This is a genomic window from Robinsoniella sp. KNHs210 (genome assembly GCF_000686105.1).
GTDB lineage: Bacteria > Bacillota > Clostridia > Lachnospirales > Lachnospiraceae > Robinsoniella > Robinsoniella peoriensis.
Map to the genome: position 1 here is coordinate 2523680 of NZ_JMLZ01000002.1, position 15576 is coordinate 2539255.

15 protein-coding genes are annotated in these 15576 nt (G+C 41.0%); 5 read left to right on the top strand and 10 right to left on the bottom strand.

Annotated elements, in window-relative coordinates:
- Positions 1 to 37: 37 nt before the first annotated feature.
- Together CD03_RS0118000 and CD03_RS36220 are read left to right on the top strand one after the other, a co-directional pair.
- Positions 38 to 394, top strand: coding sequence for an ArsR/SmtB family transcription factor (locus CD03_RS0118000; protein WP_027294831.1), 357 nt, complete (start codon positions 38 to 40; stop codon positions 392 to 394).
- An 87-nt stretch (positions 395 to 481) separates the two neighbouring features.
- The gene (locus CD03_RS36220; RefSeq protein WP_052377859.1) at positions 482 to 787 is read left to right on the top strand and encodes a hypothetical protein; all 306 of its coding nucleotides are present in this window, start codon (positions 482 to 484) and stop codon (positions 785 to 787) included.
- A 73-nt stretch (positions 788 to 860) separates the two neighbouring features.
- Here the strand turns inward: CD03_RS36220 and pdxR are convergent, their stop codons facing one another.
- The gene (gene pdxR, locus CD03_RS0118010; protein WP_027294832.1) at positions 861 to 2264 is read right to left on the bottom strand and encodes a MocR-like pyridoxine biosynthesis transcription factor PdxR; all 1404 of its coding nucleotides are present in this window, start codon (positions 2262 to 2264) and stop codon (positions 861 to 863) included.
- A gap of 22 nt (positions 2265 to 2286) precedes the next feature.
- Positions 2287 to 3951, bottom strand: a complete 1665-nt coding sequence (locus CD03_RS0118015) for a glutamine--tRNA ligase/YqeY domain fusion protein (protein WP_027294833.1) — start codon at positions 3949 to 3951, stop codon at positions 2287 to 2289.
- Positions 3952 to 4189: 238 nt separating this feature from the next.
- On the opposite strand from CD03_RS0118015, the gene CD03_RS0118020 reads away from it, so the two are divergent.
- Positions 4190 to 5107 carry a diacylglycerol/lipid kinase family protein gene (locus CD03_RS0118020; RefSeq protein ID WP_044289476.1) on the top strand — a complete coding sequence of 306 codons (918 nt, stop codon included), beginning with the start codon at positions 4190 to 4192 and terminating at the stop codon, positions 5105 to 5107.
- A 42-nt stretch (positions 5108 to 5149) separates the two neighbouring features.
- Here CD03_RS0118020 and CD03_RS0118025 read toward each other — a convergent pair whose 3' ends face one another.
- From CD03_RS0118025 to CD03_RS39560, 5 genes are read right to left on the bottom strand one after another with little or no spacing between them, the layout of a single operon-like run.
- Positions 5150 to 6166 (bottom strand): glycosyltransferase family 2 protein, encoded by a 1017-nt coding sequence (locus CD03_RS0118025; RefSeq protein ID WP_027294835.1) that lies wholly within the window; start codon positions 6164 to 6166, stop codon positions 5150 to 5152.
- An 11-nt stretch (positions 6167 to 6177) separates the two neighbouring features.
- Positions 6178 to 7251: an A/G-specific adenine glycosylase gene (mutY, locus tag CD03_RS0118030; RefSeq protein WP_081820282.1), complete on the bottom strand. Its 1074-nt coding sequence runs from the start codon at positions 7249 to 7251 to the stop codon at positions 6178 to 6180.
- Positions 7252 to 7269: 18 nt separating this feature from the next.
- The gene (gene sfsA / locus CD03_RS0118035) at positions 7270 to 7950 is read right to left on the bottom strand and encodes a DNA/RNA nuclease SfsA (protein WP_027294837.1); all 681 of its coding nucleotides are present in this window, start codon (positions 7948 to 7950) and stop codon (positions 7270 to 7272) included.
- Between the two features lie 19 nt (positions 7951 to 7969).
- A complete protein-coding gene (locus tag CD03_RS0118040; protein WP_052377860.1) occupies positions 7970 to 10102 on the bottom strand; it encodes a L,D-transpeptidase family protein in 2133 nt (710 codons plus the stop codon).
- Between the two features lie 2 nt (positions 10103 to 10104).
- On the bottom strand, positions 10105 to 10281 hold the full coding sequence (locus CD03_RS39560) for a DUF6783 domain-containing protein (RefSeq protein WP_334291673.1): 177 nt from the start codon (positions 10279 to 10281) through the stop codon (positions 10105 to 10107).
- Between CD03_RS39560 and CD03_RS40005 the strand changes: the two genes are divergently transcribed.
- A complete protein-coding gene (locus CD03_RS40005) occupies positions 10222 to 10347 on the top strand; it encodes a DUF6783 domain-containing protein (RefSeq protein ID WP_442969740.1) in 126 nt (41 codons plus the stop codon). The genes CD03_RS39560 and CD03_RS40005 overlap by 60 nt on opposite strands.
- Positions 10348 to 10566: 219 nt before the next feature.
- Here the strand turns inward: CD03_RS40005 and CD03_RS0118050 are convergent, their stop codons facing one another.
- Positions 10567 to 11994 (bottom strand): L,D-transpeptidase family protein, encoded by a 1428-nt coding sequence (locus CD03_RS0118050; RefSeq protein ID WP_044289479.1) that lies wholly within the window; start codon positions 11992 to 11994, stop codon positions 10567 to 10569.
- A gap of 260 nt (positions 11995 to 12254) precedes the next feature.
- Entirely contained in the window at positions 12255 to 13010 is a 756-nt protein-coding gene (locus tag CD03_RS0118055; protein ID WP_027294840.1) for an N-acetylmuramoyl-L-alanine amidase, read from the bottom strand.
- Between the two features lie 170 nt (positions 13011 to 13180).
- On the opposite strand from CD03_RS0118055, the gene CD03_RS38935 reads away from it, so the two are divergent.
- Entirely contained in the window at positions 13181 to 13303 is a 123-nt protein-coding gene (locus tag CD03_RS38935) for a hypothetical protein (RefSeq protein ID WP_255348097.1), read from the top strand.
- A gap of 700 nt (positions 13304 to 14003) precedes the next feature.
- Here the strand turns inward: CD03_RS38935 and CD03_RS0118065 are convergent.
- Positions 14004 to 15488, bottom strand: a complete 1485-nt coding sequence (locus CD03_RS0118065; protein WP_027294841.1) for an alpha-glucosidase/alpha-galactosidase — start codon at positions 15486 to 15488, stop codon at positions 14004 to 14006.
- Between the last annotated feature and the right edge of the window lie 88 nt (positions 15489 to 15576).

Below are 15576 nucleotides of genomic sequence, written 5' to 3' on the forward strand. Positions count from 1 at the left end.
TGTGTGTGCGTATCCAGACGTACGAATGGAGGAAATTATGAACAACGAGGATATGATAGAAAACTGTTGTGATGGCAACCACATCCATCATGAAATTCAAAATACGGTTATTCCGGGAGAAGAAGATCTTTACCGGCTTGCTGACCTGTTTAAAATCTTTGGGGATCCTACCAGAATCCGGATTCTCTATGCACTGTCTGCTTCTGAACTGTGCGTTTGTGACATTGCAGACCTGCTTGGAATGAGCCAGAGTGCCATCTCCCATCAATTGCGGGTTCTAAAGCAAAGCCATCTGGTAAAATTCCGCAGAGATGGAAAAACGATCTATTATTCTCTGGCAGATACCCATGTATCTACGATTCTGAATCAGGGGCTGGAACATGTGGAAGAATAAATTTGTAATTACCCCTTTCCTTTTTCAGAAAAAAGTATTACAATAAACGTAATTATGTTGTCATAAATTATGAAAGGAGTCAGGATTATGGCTAAAAAAAATAGAAAATTCTTACTTGGTGCTGCTGTAATAGGTGTTGCTATCGCAGGAGGTATCTATTACTTAAATAAATGCAAACAACAAGATGATACATGGGAGGATGATTTCGAAGACTTCGAAGACGACTTTGAGGATGATCTGGATGAAGAAGATGATGTTACTCCGGTAGCAAGAGAATACGTCACAATTCCAAAAGAATCTCATACGCCTGAAAAAACTCCGGAAGACGCTTCTGCTGATGAAACAGATGGACAGACTGATGATGAAGGCGAAGTAAGCAAAACAGCGGAATAAATAATTGTGTTAAAATAACATTCAAAAAACACCAGCGGAATTCGTTGGTGTTTTTATAACATATACAAGATTTCTATACTATCCACGCATGAATCAGACGGTGCACCGCCTCGGCGATATCTGCTTCACAAAGATTTGCATATCCCAGAATTACTGTAGGCATCGTAGTCTTCCTGGGCGCTGCCACATAGTAAGCAGACAGCCCATAGACTTTAACGCCTTTCAGGCGCGCCTTCTCTATGGCATCATCTTCCGACATTCCATTTACAAAGCTCAATAATATATGAACACCTGCATTTTCTCCCGATATGGTACAGATACTTTCCAGTCCTTTGAGCTTTTCCAGCAATACATCATGCCTGCTTTTGTAAACTGCACGCATTTTATTTAAATGTCTCTCATAGTAACCCTCATTCAGAAATCTGGAAATAATCATCTGATCTACTCTGGACACCGTAGAAGAAAATATTTTACCGATTTCATCATATACCGCCAACAGCCTTTTTGGCAGAACCAGATAACTCACACGGATCGCAGGTGCAATTGACTTGGAAAACGTTCCGATATAAATCACCTTGTCATGGCTGTCATAGCCCTGTAACGCCGGTATTGGTTTCCCTTTGTACCTAAATTCACTATCATAGTCATCTTCGATAATATAGCGCTTCTCGTCTTCTGACGCCCACTTTAAAAGCTGCATTCTCCGTTTGATTGGCATAATGGTCCCCAGAGGAAATTGATGGGACGGCATAACATAGGCAATATCCGCCCTGGAATTCTCAAGCTCTGCCACATCCATTCCGTTCTTATCCATATTAATTACCAGCATCTCATTAGAAAGTACGTTCAGAATATCATAAGCCTTTTTATAAGTTGGATTTTCCATTGCTATGATATGGCCTCTTCCAAGAAGATTACATAAAAGCATAAGCAGATAATCATTACCTGCCCCAATAATAATCTGCTCCATACTGCAGTTTACACCTCGTGCCTGGTGCAGATATGCTGCAATCGTCTCACGAAGTTCCCTCTCTCCTTTGGGTTCACCAAGCTGAAAAAAATCTTTATTATCTTCAAGCAGAATATTTTTTGAAATTTTTCTCCAGGCATTATGGGGAAAACTGTTTAAATCTACACCACTGGGTGAAAAGTCATAAGCAAAATACTCTTTTATTTCCTGTACTGCCCTTTTCGGCGCCTGAGCTGCGGTAGAAAGATGGTACAAGCCATCCAGATCACTTACAAAATAGCCTTTACAGGGAACAGCCTCTATATATCCCTCTGACAATAGCTGTTCGTAAGCCAATTCAACCGTACTTCTGCTTACCTGGAGATGTTTTGCCAGATTGCGGGTGGAGGGCAGCCTCTTTTTACAAGGCAGCCCTCCATTTTGGATATCATTTTTGATATACTCATATATTTGCTCATACAGGGGCCTGGAAGATTGAACATCCAGGCTGATTGTTAATTCGTTCATATATTCCCCCCGCTGCCATAATCTATTTTGGCAGTTTAAAAGAACTCTTCAGAGATACAATTCGGTTAAACACCAGTGCATCCGGTTTGGAATCTTTTGCATCCACACAGAAAAAGCCCTGGCGCACAAACTGGAAGCTGTCATATGCTTTCGCATCTGCAAGGTTTGGCTCCACAAAACATTCTTTTAAAATAACCAGCGAATTAGGGTTCAGGTTTAAGCTTCCGTCTTCGTTGTAGACACCTTTTTCTTCATCGATAATATTTTCATAGAGACGTACTTCTGCTTTTAACGCTGTCGGTGCCGCTACCCAGTGAATGGTACCTTTTACCTTACGTCCTGTAAAGCCCGTGCCGCACTTTGTCTCGGGATCATAGGTACAGTGAATTTCTGTTACGTTACCATCTTCATCCTTTATGAAGCTTTCACATTTCACAAAATACGCATTCATTAAACGTACTTCATTACCCGGGAACAAGCGGAAATATTTCCTTGGAGGCTCTTCCATAAAATCTTCCCTGTCAATATATAATTCCCTGCAGAATGGAACTTTACGTTTGCCAAGGCTTTCATTTTCCAGATTATTATCAACATCCAGATACTCAATCTGTCCTTCCGGATAATTGTCTATCACTAATTTAATCGGATCTAAAACGGCCATCATACGTGGTTTCTTCAGTTTTAAGTCCTCGCGGATACAGTATTCCAGCATGGCATAATCTACAGAGCTCTGGCTTTTGCTCACTCCGCAAAGATCCATAAACATTTTAATAGACTCTGGTGTAAATCCGCGGCGTTTTAAGGCAGCAATGGAAACCAGTCTCGGATCATCCCAGCCATCCACAATGCCATCTTCCACCAGCTTACGGATGTAGCGCTTTCCGGTAACCACATTGGTCAGATATAACTTTGCAAATTCAATCTGTTTTGGCGGATGGGGATATTCCAGTTCACGAACCACCCAGTCGTAAAGAGGTCTGTGATCTTCAAATTCCAAAGTACAGATGGAATGTGTAATACCTTCAATTGCATCCTCAATCGGATGGGCAAAATCATACATCGGGTAAATGCACCACTGGTCACCGGTATTATGATGTGTCATACGTGCAACACGGTAAATAATCGGATCACGCATGTTGATATTCGGAGATGCCATATCAATTTTTGCTCTTAACACCCGTTCACCGTCTTCATATTTGCCATTTTTCATGTTTTCAAATAATTCCAGGTTTTCTTCAACGCTTCTGTCCCGGAATGGGCTGTTCTTTCCCGGCTCCTTGAGGGTTCCGCGATATTCTCTGATCTGTTCCGCATTCAAATCACAGACATAGGCTTTTCCTTTTTTTATCAGCTTCACTGCACACTCATACATCTGCTCGAAATAATTGGATGCAAAAAACAGGCGGTCTTCCCAGTCAGCACCAAGCCATTTAATGTCTTCTTTGATAGACTCAACAAATTCCACTTTCTCTTTTGTAGGATTGGTATCATCAAATCGCATATTAAACTTGCCATGATACTCCTGTGCCAATCCGTAATTCAACAAGATTGACTTTGCATGTCCTATATGAAGATAGCCGTTTGGCTCTGGCGGGAATCTGGTACATACTGTCTCGCAATGTCCTTCTGCTAAATCTTTTTCAATAATCTGCTCAATAAAATTTTTGGAAACTGTCTCTTTTTCCATGTCTTTCCTCCTAGGATATAGTCTGTTTTTCATAATACCATAATTTTCTCAAAATTACAACGCTGTAAACGTTAGAAAAGTACTAATTATGCATCTGGTATCTTCTGAACAGGGTAGACTTTGAAGTTGGAAATTATTAAATTGGGGGTTCGCTGAGTAAGGCCCTCCTGAATAAAAATATTTACTTTTCCCTTCTCTTATATTATGATGTTATCATATCAACTTTGGGGGAACTATTATGTATTATTTTATTGTAAATCCAAAATCCAGTTCCGGTAAAGGCCGAAAGATCTGGAATATGCTGGAGAAGGAATTGAGAGAGCGTAAAATTAAATACACCGTCTATTTTACCAAAAAGAAAAACCATGCCCTTCGTCTGGCTGAACTAATATCTACTACGAAAAATCCTTGTACGATTACTGCTGTGGGCGGAGACGGAACCGCAAATGAAGTAATCAACGGGCTTAAAAATCTGGACTCCATCGTGTTTGGTTATATTCCAACCGGTTCCAGTAACGACCTTGCAAGAGGCCTGCGTCTTCCTTCGAATCCCCTGGATGCCTTGAATGCAGTTCTGCATCCAACCAGAATTCAAAAGGTCAGCATTGGTGTCAATCAAAGCAAACAGGAATGCAGGAACTTTATCGTCAGTACCGGTATTGGTTTCGATGCAGCAGTCTGCCACGAAGCCCTGCACTCCACCTTAAAAAAAGCTTTGAACAAAGTTAAACTTGGTAAACTGACCTATGTTGGGATTGCATTAAAGCAGCTGTTCCTCTTAAAACCGGCTTCCATGACACTGACAATGGATGATAAAAGGAAACATTTCTATAAAAATGCATATTTTATTACAGCTATGAACACTCCGTATGAAGGGGGCGGATTTAAGTTCTGTCCAAAAGCGGATGCATCGGATGATATCCTGGATATCTGCGTTATAGAAAAAATGTCCAAGCTAAAGGTATTATTACTGCTCCCTACAGCGTTTTTGGGAAAACATACCGGAGCAAAAGGTGTACATATTTTCCACTGCCACCAGGCGCGTATACAGACGGAAGTACCTCTCGCCGTCCATGCTGACGGAGAATCTTTTGATTTCCGATCTGATCTTGAAATCTCTTTTGAATCAAAAAAGCTCTCCTTTATCCGAGGATAAGGGGGAGCTTTCTCTATTTTTGGATAAGGGAGAGCTTTCTCTTTAATTAAATCCAAAAAACTTTCTGGTTAATTTATATGCGGCTACAGATACATTCCTTCCGCTTTTGCCCGGTAGATTAACCGTACGTCCAAGCAGACCTGTACGTATCTTTATATAAAGTCCCCGGTCTACTTTCTTTAAATATGACCAAAGTTCTTTCTTCTTTTCAAAGTTTTCATCTGTTTCTGAACGTATCAGCATAATCGAAGACACTGTCATAATAATATCAAGATAATTCAGCATATATTTACGAAGCTTCTTATTTGAAACTTTAGCCGAAGCCATTGTATCAATCATAATTTTATTTACCCGGATCTGCTGGTCAATCCTGCGGATCATAACTTCTTCATTTACAGACTGATCATCTCTTCCAATAAAATAATGGTAGAAATTTACATCCAGATAATACATATTTTTTACATAAGGCAGAGGCTGAAATACAAACAGGTTGTCTACGTAAAAAGTATGCTTCGGCAATTCCAGTCCACAGGCTTTCAGAAGCTGGGTTCTGTAGATTACAGAATGCATCAGGATATAATGGCCCTTTCGGAGCTTGTGTACTTCATCCCAGGTAAAAATTTCATTTTGCGGAAATGCAGAACGATACTGCATTACTTTTTTTCTGCGTACCCCGACTTTATCGTAAATAAAGTTACTGATAAACATATCCACGGTATTGGGACCACCTATCATATCTGCTATTTTACCAAGAATGGTCAGATATGCATCGGGATCTACCCAGTCATCGCTGTCTACTACTTTAAAATAGATACCGGTGGCATTTCTAAGTCCGGCATTTACAGCTTCTCCATGACCGCCGTTTTCCTGATGGATTGCTTTCACTATGGTAGGGTATTCTCTTTCGTATTCATCTGCAATCTCTGCAGTATTATCTTTGGAACCATCATCCACTACCAGAATTTCCACATCTTCTCCACCCACCAGCAGAGATTCGATACATTTTCTCATATACTCCTGCGCATTGTAGCATGGAATTGCAATTGATAATAATTTCATGTTATTTTCCCCTATACTTCGTATTTTTCCTGTCCTAGTTTAATTTGCAGATAATCCGCATATGCGCCAAAAGCTGCCGGTATTGGATATTCTTCCTGGGTTTTCCAGGGCTCTACAAACAGCATTCCCGTATCTTTAGCATTTTCCAGTTCTTCAACCTGAATTACATATCCTGTCATTCTCCATTCCACATGACTGAATATATGCTTAGACTCTCTGAGCTGCCTGATCCGTATAGGTGCAAGCTGACGCTCTTTTATATACTCCAGCACTTCATCTGCTGTCAAATGCCCTTCCAGGTTAGGCAATTCATACAGGCCTGCCAAAAGTCCCTTTTTAGGCCTTTTTCTAATCGCTGCTTTATCCCCGTCTTTTATTACCAGCACCGTTTTTTCTTCGATACGCCTTGGCTTTTGTTTTGTTTTCTTCGGCAATTCCATGACGATATCCAATGCTTTTGCTTTGCAAATTGATGCCAGGGGGCAGATATCGCATTTTGCCATACCGTTCGGTACACAGACAGTGGCCCCAAGTTCCATTAATGCCTGGTTAAAATCACCGGGGCAGTCTTTTGGCATGATGGCTTTTATATCCTCTTCCATCTTCTTACGCACAGATTGTTTCATAATATCTTCTTCACTTGCCAACACCCGGGAGATCACCCGCAATACATTCCCGTCTACTGCCGGAACCGGAATATTATAAGCAATGGACGCAACTGCACCAGCTGTATAGTTTCCAATTCCTTTTAAGGACAGTAATGCTTCATAATCCGCCGGAAGCTGTCCGTCAAACTCTTCTACTATGGTTTTTGCAGCAATCTGCATATTCCTTACCCGGTTATAATACCCCAGGCCTTCCCAGAATTTTAGCAGTTTATCTTCCTCACATACCGCTAATGCATGTACATCCGGCAATGCCTTTGTAAATCGTTCAAAAAACGGCTTCACTGCCTCAACTCTGGTTTGCTGCAGCATAATCTCTGAAACCCAGATCCGATATGCTGCCTTATCTTCCCGCCAGGGAAGTACCCTGGCATTTGCCCGGAACCACATAAGCAGCGGCTCCACGATTTCATTTAACATATATTCTCCTAATATTTATTATAAAATAACGGTAATCTCTTTATCAATTTTTATGCTGTCCTCTGTTACAATACTGTCGAATGCCAGTATATGTACACCTGCTTTTTTCGCCAGCCGAAGTGCATCACCAAATTCCGGGTGAGTAAGATCGTTAGGACGGAATTCATTTATCTGTTTCATCTGAATAACAAAAAAGATATATGCCTCATAACCTTCTTCTAAACAGCCTATCAGCTCCATGATGTGCTTCACTCCACGCTGAGTAGGTGCATCCGGAAATCTCGCTGTGCCATTTTCTTCTAACGTGACACCTTTTACTTCCATATAAATCTTCTTTCCATCTGCCTCCACATAAAAGTCAAATCTAGATTTACCATATTTCATTTCCGGTTTGATATAAGTAACATTCTTGAAATAATTACTTTCCTGTATCCATTCCTGAACTACTTTATTCGGCGCCTGAGAATCCATATTGATCATTATATCGCCTTTTATTACTCCAATCAAATCATATTTCGTTTTTCGGTTCGGATTATTGCTTTTTTGAACGTACACACTGGCATGGGGCGTTAAAAGCTCCCTGCACCGACCTGTGTTCTTCACATGGCAGACTTCTTTAACGCCCCTGATTTCTACATTCGCAATAAAACGGTTCGGTCTGTCTAAAAAGATTCCCTTTTCCATATTTTCATATTGCATATTCTTTACATCCTATTCTTTATCGATAGTAACAGATAATTGGAAAACCCTTATAAATCTGTTCATAAATCTGTCTTGCAGCATCGGTTGGCAGATTAATACAGCCGTGGGATCCATTGTATTGATAGATATTTCCCCCGAAGCTTCCACGCCAGTTGGCATCATGAAGCCCGATACCGCCGTTAAATGGCATCCAATAAGTCACCGGTGTAGCATAGCTGTCTCCGGGTTTATCGCTTCTTAATACATCCGGGGATTTCTTATAATACAGCGTATAGGTACCGCCAGGCGTGGCACATCCTGCCTTTACCATGCTTCCTGATACAAAGTCACTGGAAACTGCCACCTGACCACCAATATACATCCACAGATGCTGCCTTGTCAAATCAATTTCCACATAGTCCTGCCCCAGATCACTGTTATCAAAACTGACCGCTGTCCGTGCAAAAGCAGGTGTTCTTTCCTGAACGGCTCCAAGCTGGATTAACTTGGTTAAGTCTACGATCTCCTGCTCCTGATCAATCATCCACCCATAGCTTCCGCCTTTAACCGTAACCATTGAGCCGTCATTGGTTTTAAATTCCCTTGGTCTGTCATAAGTGTCGTATTTATCAGCCAGCATAGCAACATAATTACGTACCTGTTCTTCATCAAAGGTGACCGTACCCGCCTCATCATGTGATACCCAGTCTTTGATGGTTTTGCCATCCAGAACTTCTCTCTTCTCACCAAATGCAAACGTAATACTTGTTCTGCAGTATTGATTAAGATTATTCATCAGCATATTCAAATGCTCATTATCAGATCGGACTGCCGGCTGCACATAACAGTCATTCTTTTCCAGTGACGCCTTCTTTTCTCCATGCTCAATCAAATTTTTCACCAGTGAAACCATTTTATCGTAATCAACCTTGTTGCCTTCTACTTCCGGTTCAATTTCATAAGTGGTTTCGCCAAATTTCATAAATGCATCTTTAGGTGCCACTATATTTTTTTCATTCATACATTCCAGTGATTTCAGAGTTTTGGCAAGTTTTTTCTCATCATAAGTGGTACTGGAATCGAATTTATAGCGGTAATTCTCCCATAACGCTCTTGGCCAGGTATACGGGTTTTGCTGGTCTTTAAAACCTTGTACTTCTCCTTTAGACACATAGTGATATCCTATCTGATCTGCAGTTATCTTCTCTTTTACCTTCCCTCTTTCGGAAAGTGTAATGGTATATTTATGGATTTTATTTGCAATAGAATTATCAACCATTTCAACAGTCTGTTTAGATACATCAATACCATTTACTTTGGTATTGAAAAAGAATTTATCCTGGAAGTAAACAGCACCGCCGATATATACACCTAAGACACACAATAGCAGAAAACATCCGAAACCAATCAGCAATTTTTTCCATAGCCGGCCTTTTTTTCCCTGTCGGGATGCATCTTCACTTTCTTCTGTTTGATCATGTTCATTACTTTCAATGGTACTATGTGCTTCGGCATTGCCTGTCTCTTCATTTCGCTCTGGATCTTGTGTCTCTTTAAGTTTTTCTAAAGATTCTCCATTTGGCTGATCCTTCTGCTCTTCTTTTAGTTCTCCATTTAACTGATCCTTCTGCTCTTGTTTTACTTCTTGATTTACTTCATCTTTTGCCTCATCTTTTGCTTCATCTTTTACATCATCTTTTGCCTTATCTTTTGCTTTATCTTTTACATCATCTTTTTCATCATCTTTTACATCATCTTTTACTTCATCTTTTACTTCATCTTTTGCTTCATCTTTTGCTTCATCTTTTTCTTCAACTTTTGCCTCATCTTTTGCTTTATTTTCTGTATCTCCTTTTTCTTCATGTTCAACTTCATATTTAACTTCTAGTACTACCTCTTCATTTTGCTTTATTTCTTGCTTTATTTCTTGCTTTTCTTCAACATTTATATCCTGCTTTTCTTTAACCTGCCCATTAACATTTTCTTCCTGCTTTTCTTTAGCCTTTTCTTCTGCATTCTCTTCTTGCTTTTCTTTGTCACTTATGTCAGCACTATTCTCCTGAACATCCGGGGTTTTATCCTGGGACTCTTTATTTATATGGTTTTCAGCATCTTTCCCAACCCCAGTGACTTTCTCATTTTCAAGCTCTTCCCTTTTTTCTTCTTTCATTTTCATCCCTCATTAATCACTCTAGAGCGTGTCTGAAAATTGCTTTCTGACAGCTGCGCGTCACAGTTTGTGGGAGATTTGTCCCGAATGAAAGGCGCGTAGCGGGCTACGTAACCTGAATTCGGGGCAAATATACCGCAAAGCGGGGCGTGCAGATGGCTGGAATGAATTTCATACACGCTCTAGTAGTATGCTTTCTACTATCATATCATTTTATGCATATTAGAGAAAGTACTTTTCGATAATTTTAAGAAATATAAGAATTTTAGGTATATTTTGAATTATTGCAAAAACGATTCCCATGCATAATATTAAGAAACAATTTTAAATTTTATCGCTTCCTATAGGTTTCTCAATCTGGATTGAAATATACGATATTCATATTACTATTCTTTGTTTCCAGGTTGACTGATACTACAGCATAGTCTCCAATTGTGCCATATGAAATATGATACCCAATTTCCTTAATCATACACAACTACCGGTGTTCCCCGCTCTACATTATTAAATATAACAGCCGCCGCTTTATCCGGTGTATTTATACAACCGTGAGATCCGTTCCATAGATAGATATCATACCCAAATGCCGAACGAAAAGAACCTGCATCATGAATCCCTACATTTCCATTAAAAGGCATCCAGTATGTCACAGGTTGGGCATAGTCTTCGCCTCTTAATATCTGTCCGTGAATGACTCCGTCAATTGCCCATACATGATTCGAAGGGGTTGCATTTCCTTTATTCGGGTTACCGGTGACAACCGGCGTATCGACCAATTCTTTTCCGTCCTTATAAAACCACATTCTTTGCTGAGAAATACAGATTTCAACATAGGTATTCCCGATATCATTTTTGGATCTGTCTTTTGCGGTATACAAATAGGCAGGTTCCATATTTCCCGAAATACCATTTTTAACTGCCTCATATAATTTTTTGGTTGTTGCGGGCCGGTCAATACACCAGCCATAATCCCCTCCTCTGGGAAGTGTTATAGTTTTTCCATCGTGTTTTTTAAACTGACGGGAAAGCCCGAAGGTATCCGTTTCATATGCTAACTGGCAAACCCATTCCCCCACCTTATTTTCATCTAGAAAATAGTTGCCATCCGTATCTTTAGTAAGCATTTCACGGATAACACTGCGGTTCACCTCTTTTTTCTGGTCAGTAAAATCAAAGGTTATATCCGCAGTGGTCAGTTCATTCAACTGTGCTACTTCTGACTGAAGACTCCTGTCTGTGTGAAGTACGGAAGGTGATTCGTATATCCCGGATTTATCCAGATCAATGGATGATTTTCCGGTAGCTATTGCATTTTCAACCGCTTTTCTAAAACGTTCCCGGTTTAAAGTAGTTCCAAGGATTTCCTGCTGTATCTCAAATCCGTAATCTTTTTCAACAATGACTGCATCCCGGGGCTCTATGATTTTGCCCGGTGCGAAACAATCCAGTCCATCTATAAGGTCATTTAACACACCTTCTTCATATTCAACCGGAAGAACAACGCTGTAATTTTTATTTTTCCCCAGAGATATTCCCCAGGAAAATGCATTTTGATTTTCTAAAATCTGTCCAACCTGCCCCGACTGAATATATGTAAGCCCAAGCTGTCTTCCTGTAATCACCTCAATAACTCCACCCCGCTCAATCAACTCCAGCCGATAATCCAGCAGATTTTCTGCCATTTCATTTTCTGCTTCTTCAACCGTCATTTTACCGCATTCAATTCCATTAATCGATGAACAGAAAATAAAGTGAGAAGAAAAGTAAGCACCAATCCCCAGATAAATACCAGTTACAATACAGACGCTGGCAGACAGAATACCGGCTGCCATTACTTTGTTTTTCGACTTTTCAACTATAAATTGGTATAATGCATCCCGTGAAAAATACATGCATACACCCCTTCTTATATTTCTAAGTTCTGCAGCCGTCAACAACCATCAGACATACATTTTTGCAGAATTCGAAACTTATATTGTTAATACATATGATTCCTAATGAAAATCATGTACTATAAATGATCTTTTTTTACAGAAAAAATCTCCGCCATGGTTCCGTAAATACCATAGCGGAGAAAATACCCCTCAACATAATTATTCTAATTTGTATGATTTTATGCCTCTCATCAGTCCCGGCTGCCATTCATATTTCCTTACGTGGTTAAAAAAGTCGGATAACCATACCTGCGAAGTGTAGCCTCCATGCGAATTGCATTATCCAGTAACTCAAATGCACCAACCTGAACTTTATAATAACCGTCTTCATTAATAATAAATGCTGGGAAGCCCTGGCTTTGCAACTGTTCCAACAGTCTTTCCGCATTATCTTTTCTTCTAAAAGTTCCGGTCTGCACACGATAATAAGTAGGCTGCGACGAAGCTTCGTCCAGAGACTCCATAATTCCATTTACGATCGCCTGAGCGATATCATCAAACCGGCTGTCAAATATCAGATTGTCCTCGTCACTATTCATAAAACCTACTTCTACCCAGACAGCAGGCATCTTTGTCCTTTTTAACACAACCAGCCCCGGACGGACTTTTACTCCCTGATTTTTGAATCCGACCTCTTCCAGTTCTCCATTGATATCATCTGCCATATCCGCTTTTGTGCCGGAATCATCATAAATTAAGGATTCCACACCAGAGTACTGATTTTCCACCGGACTGGAGTTTCGGTGCAGGGAAATATAGTAATCCGCCTGTTCATCGTTTGCAATAGATGCCCTTTCTATCGGTGTTCTGTATACATCTTCAGAACGAGTATATACCACCTCTATTCCCTTTTCTTCCAATAGTGCTCCCACTGCATTTGCAAGCTTTAATGCATCGTCTTTTTCCTGACGGCCATTGTAAATCACACCGGTGTCCGTACCACCATGTCCGGCATCTAAAATAATTTTAGCCATAAAAATCTCCTCTGACATACCTTTATAATTAAGATATGTCGTAGGCGTCGGTTTGCTACTTTATATAATTCATTACTAATGCATCATTCTTTCTTTTGCCGATTCCAGAGCGTACAATTTCAGCTTAAATTTGGGTTTAGCTGAGGAAGGACGCTTTGTAGATGTAGGTAGTGTACGGAAAGATGGGTGTGGGAAACTGGCATGGGCTCCGTCAGCTGGCCGCAGAACTGGTATTTTCTAACCTTTCCGAAGCGCTTTTTGGCGGCACGCAGGCATTCGCTCCGAAATCCTGATGCATTTCGCAGCTCACTGCCCGCTTAGTATCCGATGGGAGCCAGTCGAATACTATCCGCCAAAAAACGCTTCGGAAAGGTAAGTAAATACTCAGCTCTGCTCTACGCTTCCTACGTCCATACCAGTTTCCCACACCCATCTTTCCGAGATAGCATTTGTTGATACAAAGCTGGTTTTCTCAGCCTGGTGTAGACCCTTGGGTTGTGACGGTCTGTTCGTTTTTGGATGCAGCAGAGTGTGTTACGGCAGTTCAGTGTGATAACATCCAGCTGGTTTAATGGTTTTTAAGTGTTCTATGCCAATAGCGTACAGCATGCCACAACCCCGGGGCTCCACCATGCTGAGAAAACCAGCTTTGTATCAATAAACTGCATCCCGGAAAGAGAAGGGGGCGGACCATGGCAGGTGTTTGGAAGGCGTATAGCAGATCTGAGCATTTACTTACCTTGCCGGAGTGTTTTTTGGCGGATAGTATTCGACTGGCTCCCATCGGATACTAAGCGGGCACTGAGCTGCGAAATGCATCAGGATTTCGGAGCGAATGCCCGCGTGCCGCCAAAAAGCGCTCTGGGAAGGTTAGGAAATGCCAGTTCTGCGGTAAGCCGTCCAAACGCCTGCCATGGTCCGCCCCCTCATCTTTCCGAACACTACTATATCTACAAAGCGTCCCCTTGCTCACCTAAACCCCACTTTTATAAATTACTTTACATTTTCTTTAGCTGCAGCTCCAGCCATAGCTCTTGCCTTTTCTTTATCCCTGGACATTTCTTCCACTGTCTTTTCTTTCATGGTGAATCCTTTTGCGGGGCGATACGGAAGCAGTTCACCCTGCATACGCTCTTTAGCCTGTTCAATCTCACCTGCATACTGGGGGAGCCATTGTTCCCCGGCGATTAACATCTCATCCACCATCTGCCTGATCTCAGCAGGGGTACATACTGCGCCTGTGAGCGGATCCATCATTGCCGCCTGATACAAAAGTCTGATATCCCCTTGTACCGCTGCTTCCACAGAGAGCTTTTGTACCCACACGCTCTGAGAACAAATCGCTGCACATCCAAGAGGAAGATCCCCTACTTTCGGTACCGAAACTCCATTGAAGTCTACATAACACGGAACTTCCACCACACATTCATCCGGAAGATTGGAGATACACCCTTCGTTCATAATATTAAAATGTCCCCGGTACGGGCGGCCTGTTTCCAGACTTTCTATGATATAGCTTCCGTGTTCCGCGCTTCTGTCTTCATATTTGTACTCCTTTGCCGGTTCCTGCAGCCAATTTGGAAAATCCGTTTCAAACCAGTTCCTGCCTTCTTTGCAGACTCTCAGATATCCGGCTGTCTCGCCTTGAATCCAACTGCTGTAATTAATCCATTTTTCCATATCTTCCGGCCGTTTCCGGTACCAGGAAAGGTATTCTGACAGGTGACCATTGGATTCTGTAGAATAATAGCCAAAATTTTTCATCACATCCAGACGGATATTTTCATTGTCCAGCATTTCCTGCTGATTTAACATCAATTCATAGAGTTCCTGTACTCTTTCTTCACCCTTTATCTTTGCACTTATGTACCAGGTCTGATGATTTAGTCCTGCACAGATAATATCTACATCTTTAACTTCCACTCCGAATGCCTTCGCAATCTGCGCATGTCCATGCTGAACCCCATGGCACAATCCATAAGTCTTTACTTTGCCATATTTATTACATGCCCAGGTCAGCATGGCGTTTGGATTGGAATAATTTAACAGGATACATCCCGGTTTTGCCACCTCGCGGATATCCCTGCAGAAGTCCAGAAGAGTTGCAATCCCTCTCTGCCCGTACATAATTCCTCCAATGCACAGCGTATCGCCGACACACTGGTCCACACCGTATTTTAAAGGAATTTCCACATCTGTTTCAAATGCTTCTAACATTCCGACTCTTACACAGTTAATCACATATTTCGCATCTCTAAATGCTTCTCTACGGTCCGGGGTGGAATGAATCTTTATGTTAAGTCCATTTTCATCAATATCCCGCTGACAGAGCTGTGTCACCATTCTTAAATTTTCTTCATTCATATCGGTGAATGCTACTTCAATATTAGAAAACTCTTTCACTGATAAAATATCTTTTAACAGTCCTCTTGTAAAACCTAAACTTCCTGCTCCGATAAATGCTACTTTAAAGCTCATAATATCCCTCCATATGGTAATTTTTTGCTATATACTTTACGTATACCCTGTGTTATCATAATTCTATAATATATGGTTTTCAACAAAC

Bases quoted from the DNA above. Each gene is read 5' to 3' on its own strand.
- CD03_RS0118055 (WP_027294840.1), bottom strand. From the start codon at position 13,010: ATGGCTAAAATTATTTTAGATGCCGGACATGGTGGTACGGACACCGGT.
- CD03_RS36220 (WP_052377859.1), top strand. From the start codon at position 482: ATGGCTAAAAAAAATAGAAAATTCTTACTTGGTGCTGCTGTAATAGGT.
- CD03_RS0118020 (WP_044289476.1), top strand. From the start codon at position 4,190: ATGTATTATTTTATTGTAAATCCAAAATCCAGTTCCGGTAAAGGCCGA.
- CD03_RS0118025 (WP_027294835.1), bottom strand. From the start codon at position 6,166: ATGAAATTATTATCAATTGCAATTCCATGCTACAATGCGCAGGAGTAT.
- CD03_RS0118015 (WP_027294833.1), bottom strand. From the start codon at position 3,951: ATGGAAAAAGAGACAGTTTCCAAAAATTTTATTGAGCAGATTATTGAA.
- mutY (WP_081820282.1), bottom strand. From the start codon at position 7,251: ATGTTAAATGAAATCGTGGAGCCGCTGCTTATGTGGTTCCGGGCAAAT.
- CD03_RS0118065 (WP_027294841.1), bottom strand. From the start codon at position 15,488: ATGAGCTTTAAAGTAGCATTTATCGGAGCAGGAAGTTTAGGTTTTACA.
- CD03_RS0118000 (WP_027294831.1), top strand. From the start codon at position 38: ATGAACAACGAGGATATGATAGAAAACTGTTGTGATGGCAACCACATC.
- pdxR (WP_027294832.1), bottom strand. From the start codon at position 2,264: ATGAACGAATTAACAATCAGCCTGGATGTTCAATCTTCCAGGCCCCTG.
- CD03_RS0118040 (WP_052377860.1), bottom strand. From the start codon at position 10,102: ATGAAAGAAGAAAAAAGGGAAGAGCTTGAAAATGAGAAAGTCACTGGG.
- CD03_RS0118050 (WP_044289479.1), bottom strand. From the start codon at position 11,994: ATGTATTTTTCACGGGATGCATTATACCAATTTATAGTTGAAAAGTCG.
- sfsA (WP_027294837.1), bottom strand. From the start codon at position 7,950: ATGCAATATGAAAATATGGAAAAGGGAATCTTTTTAGACAGACCGAAC.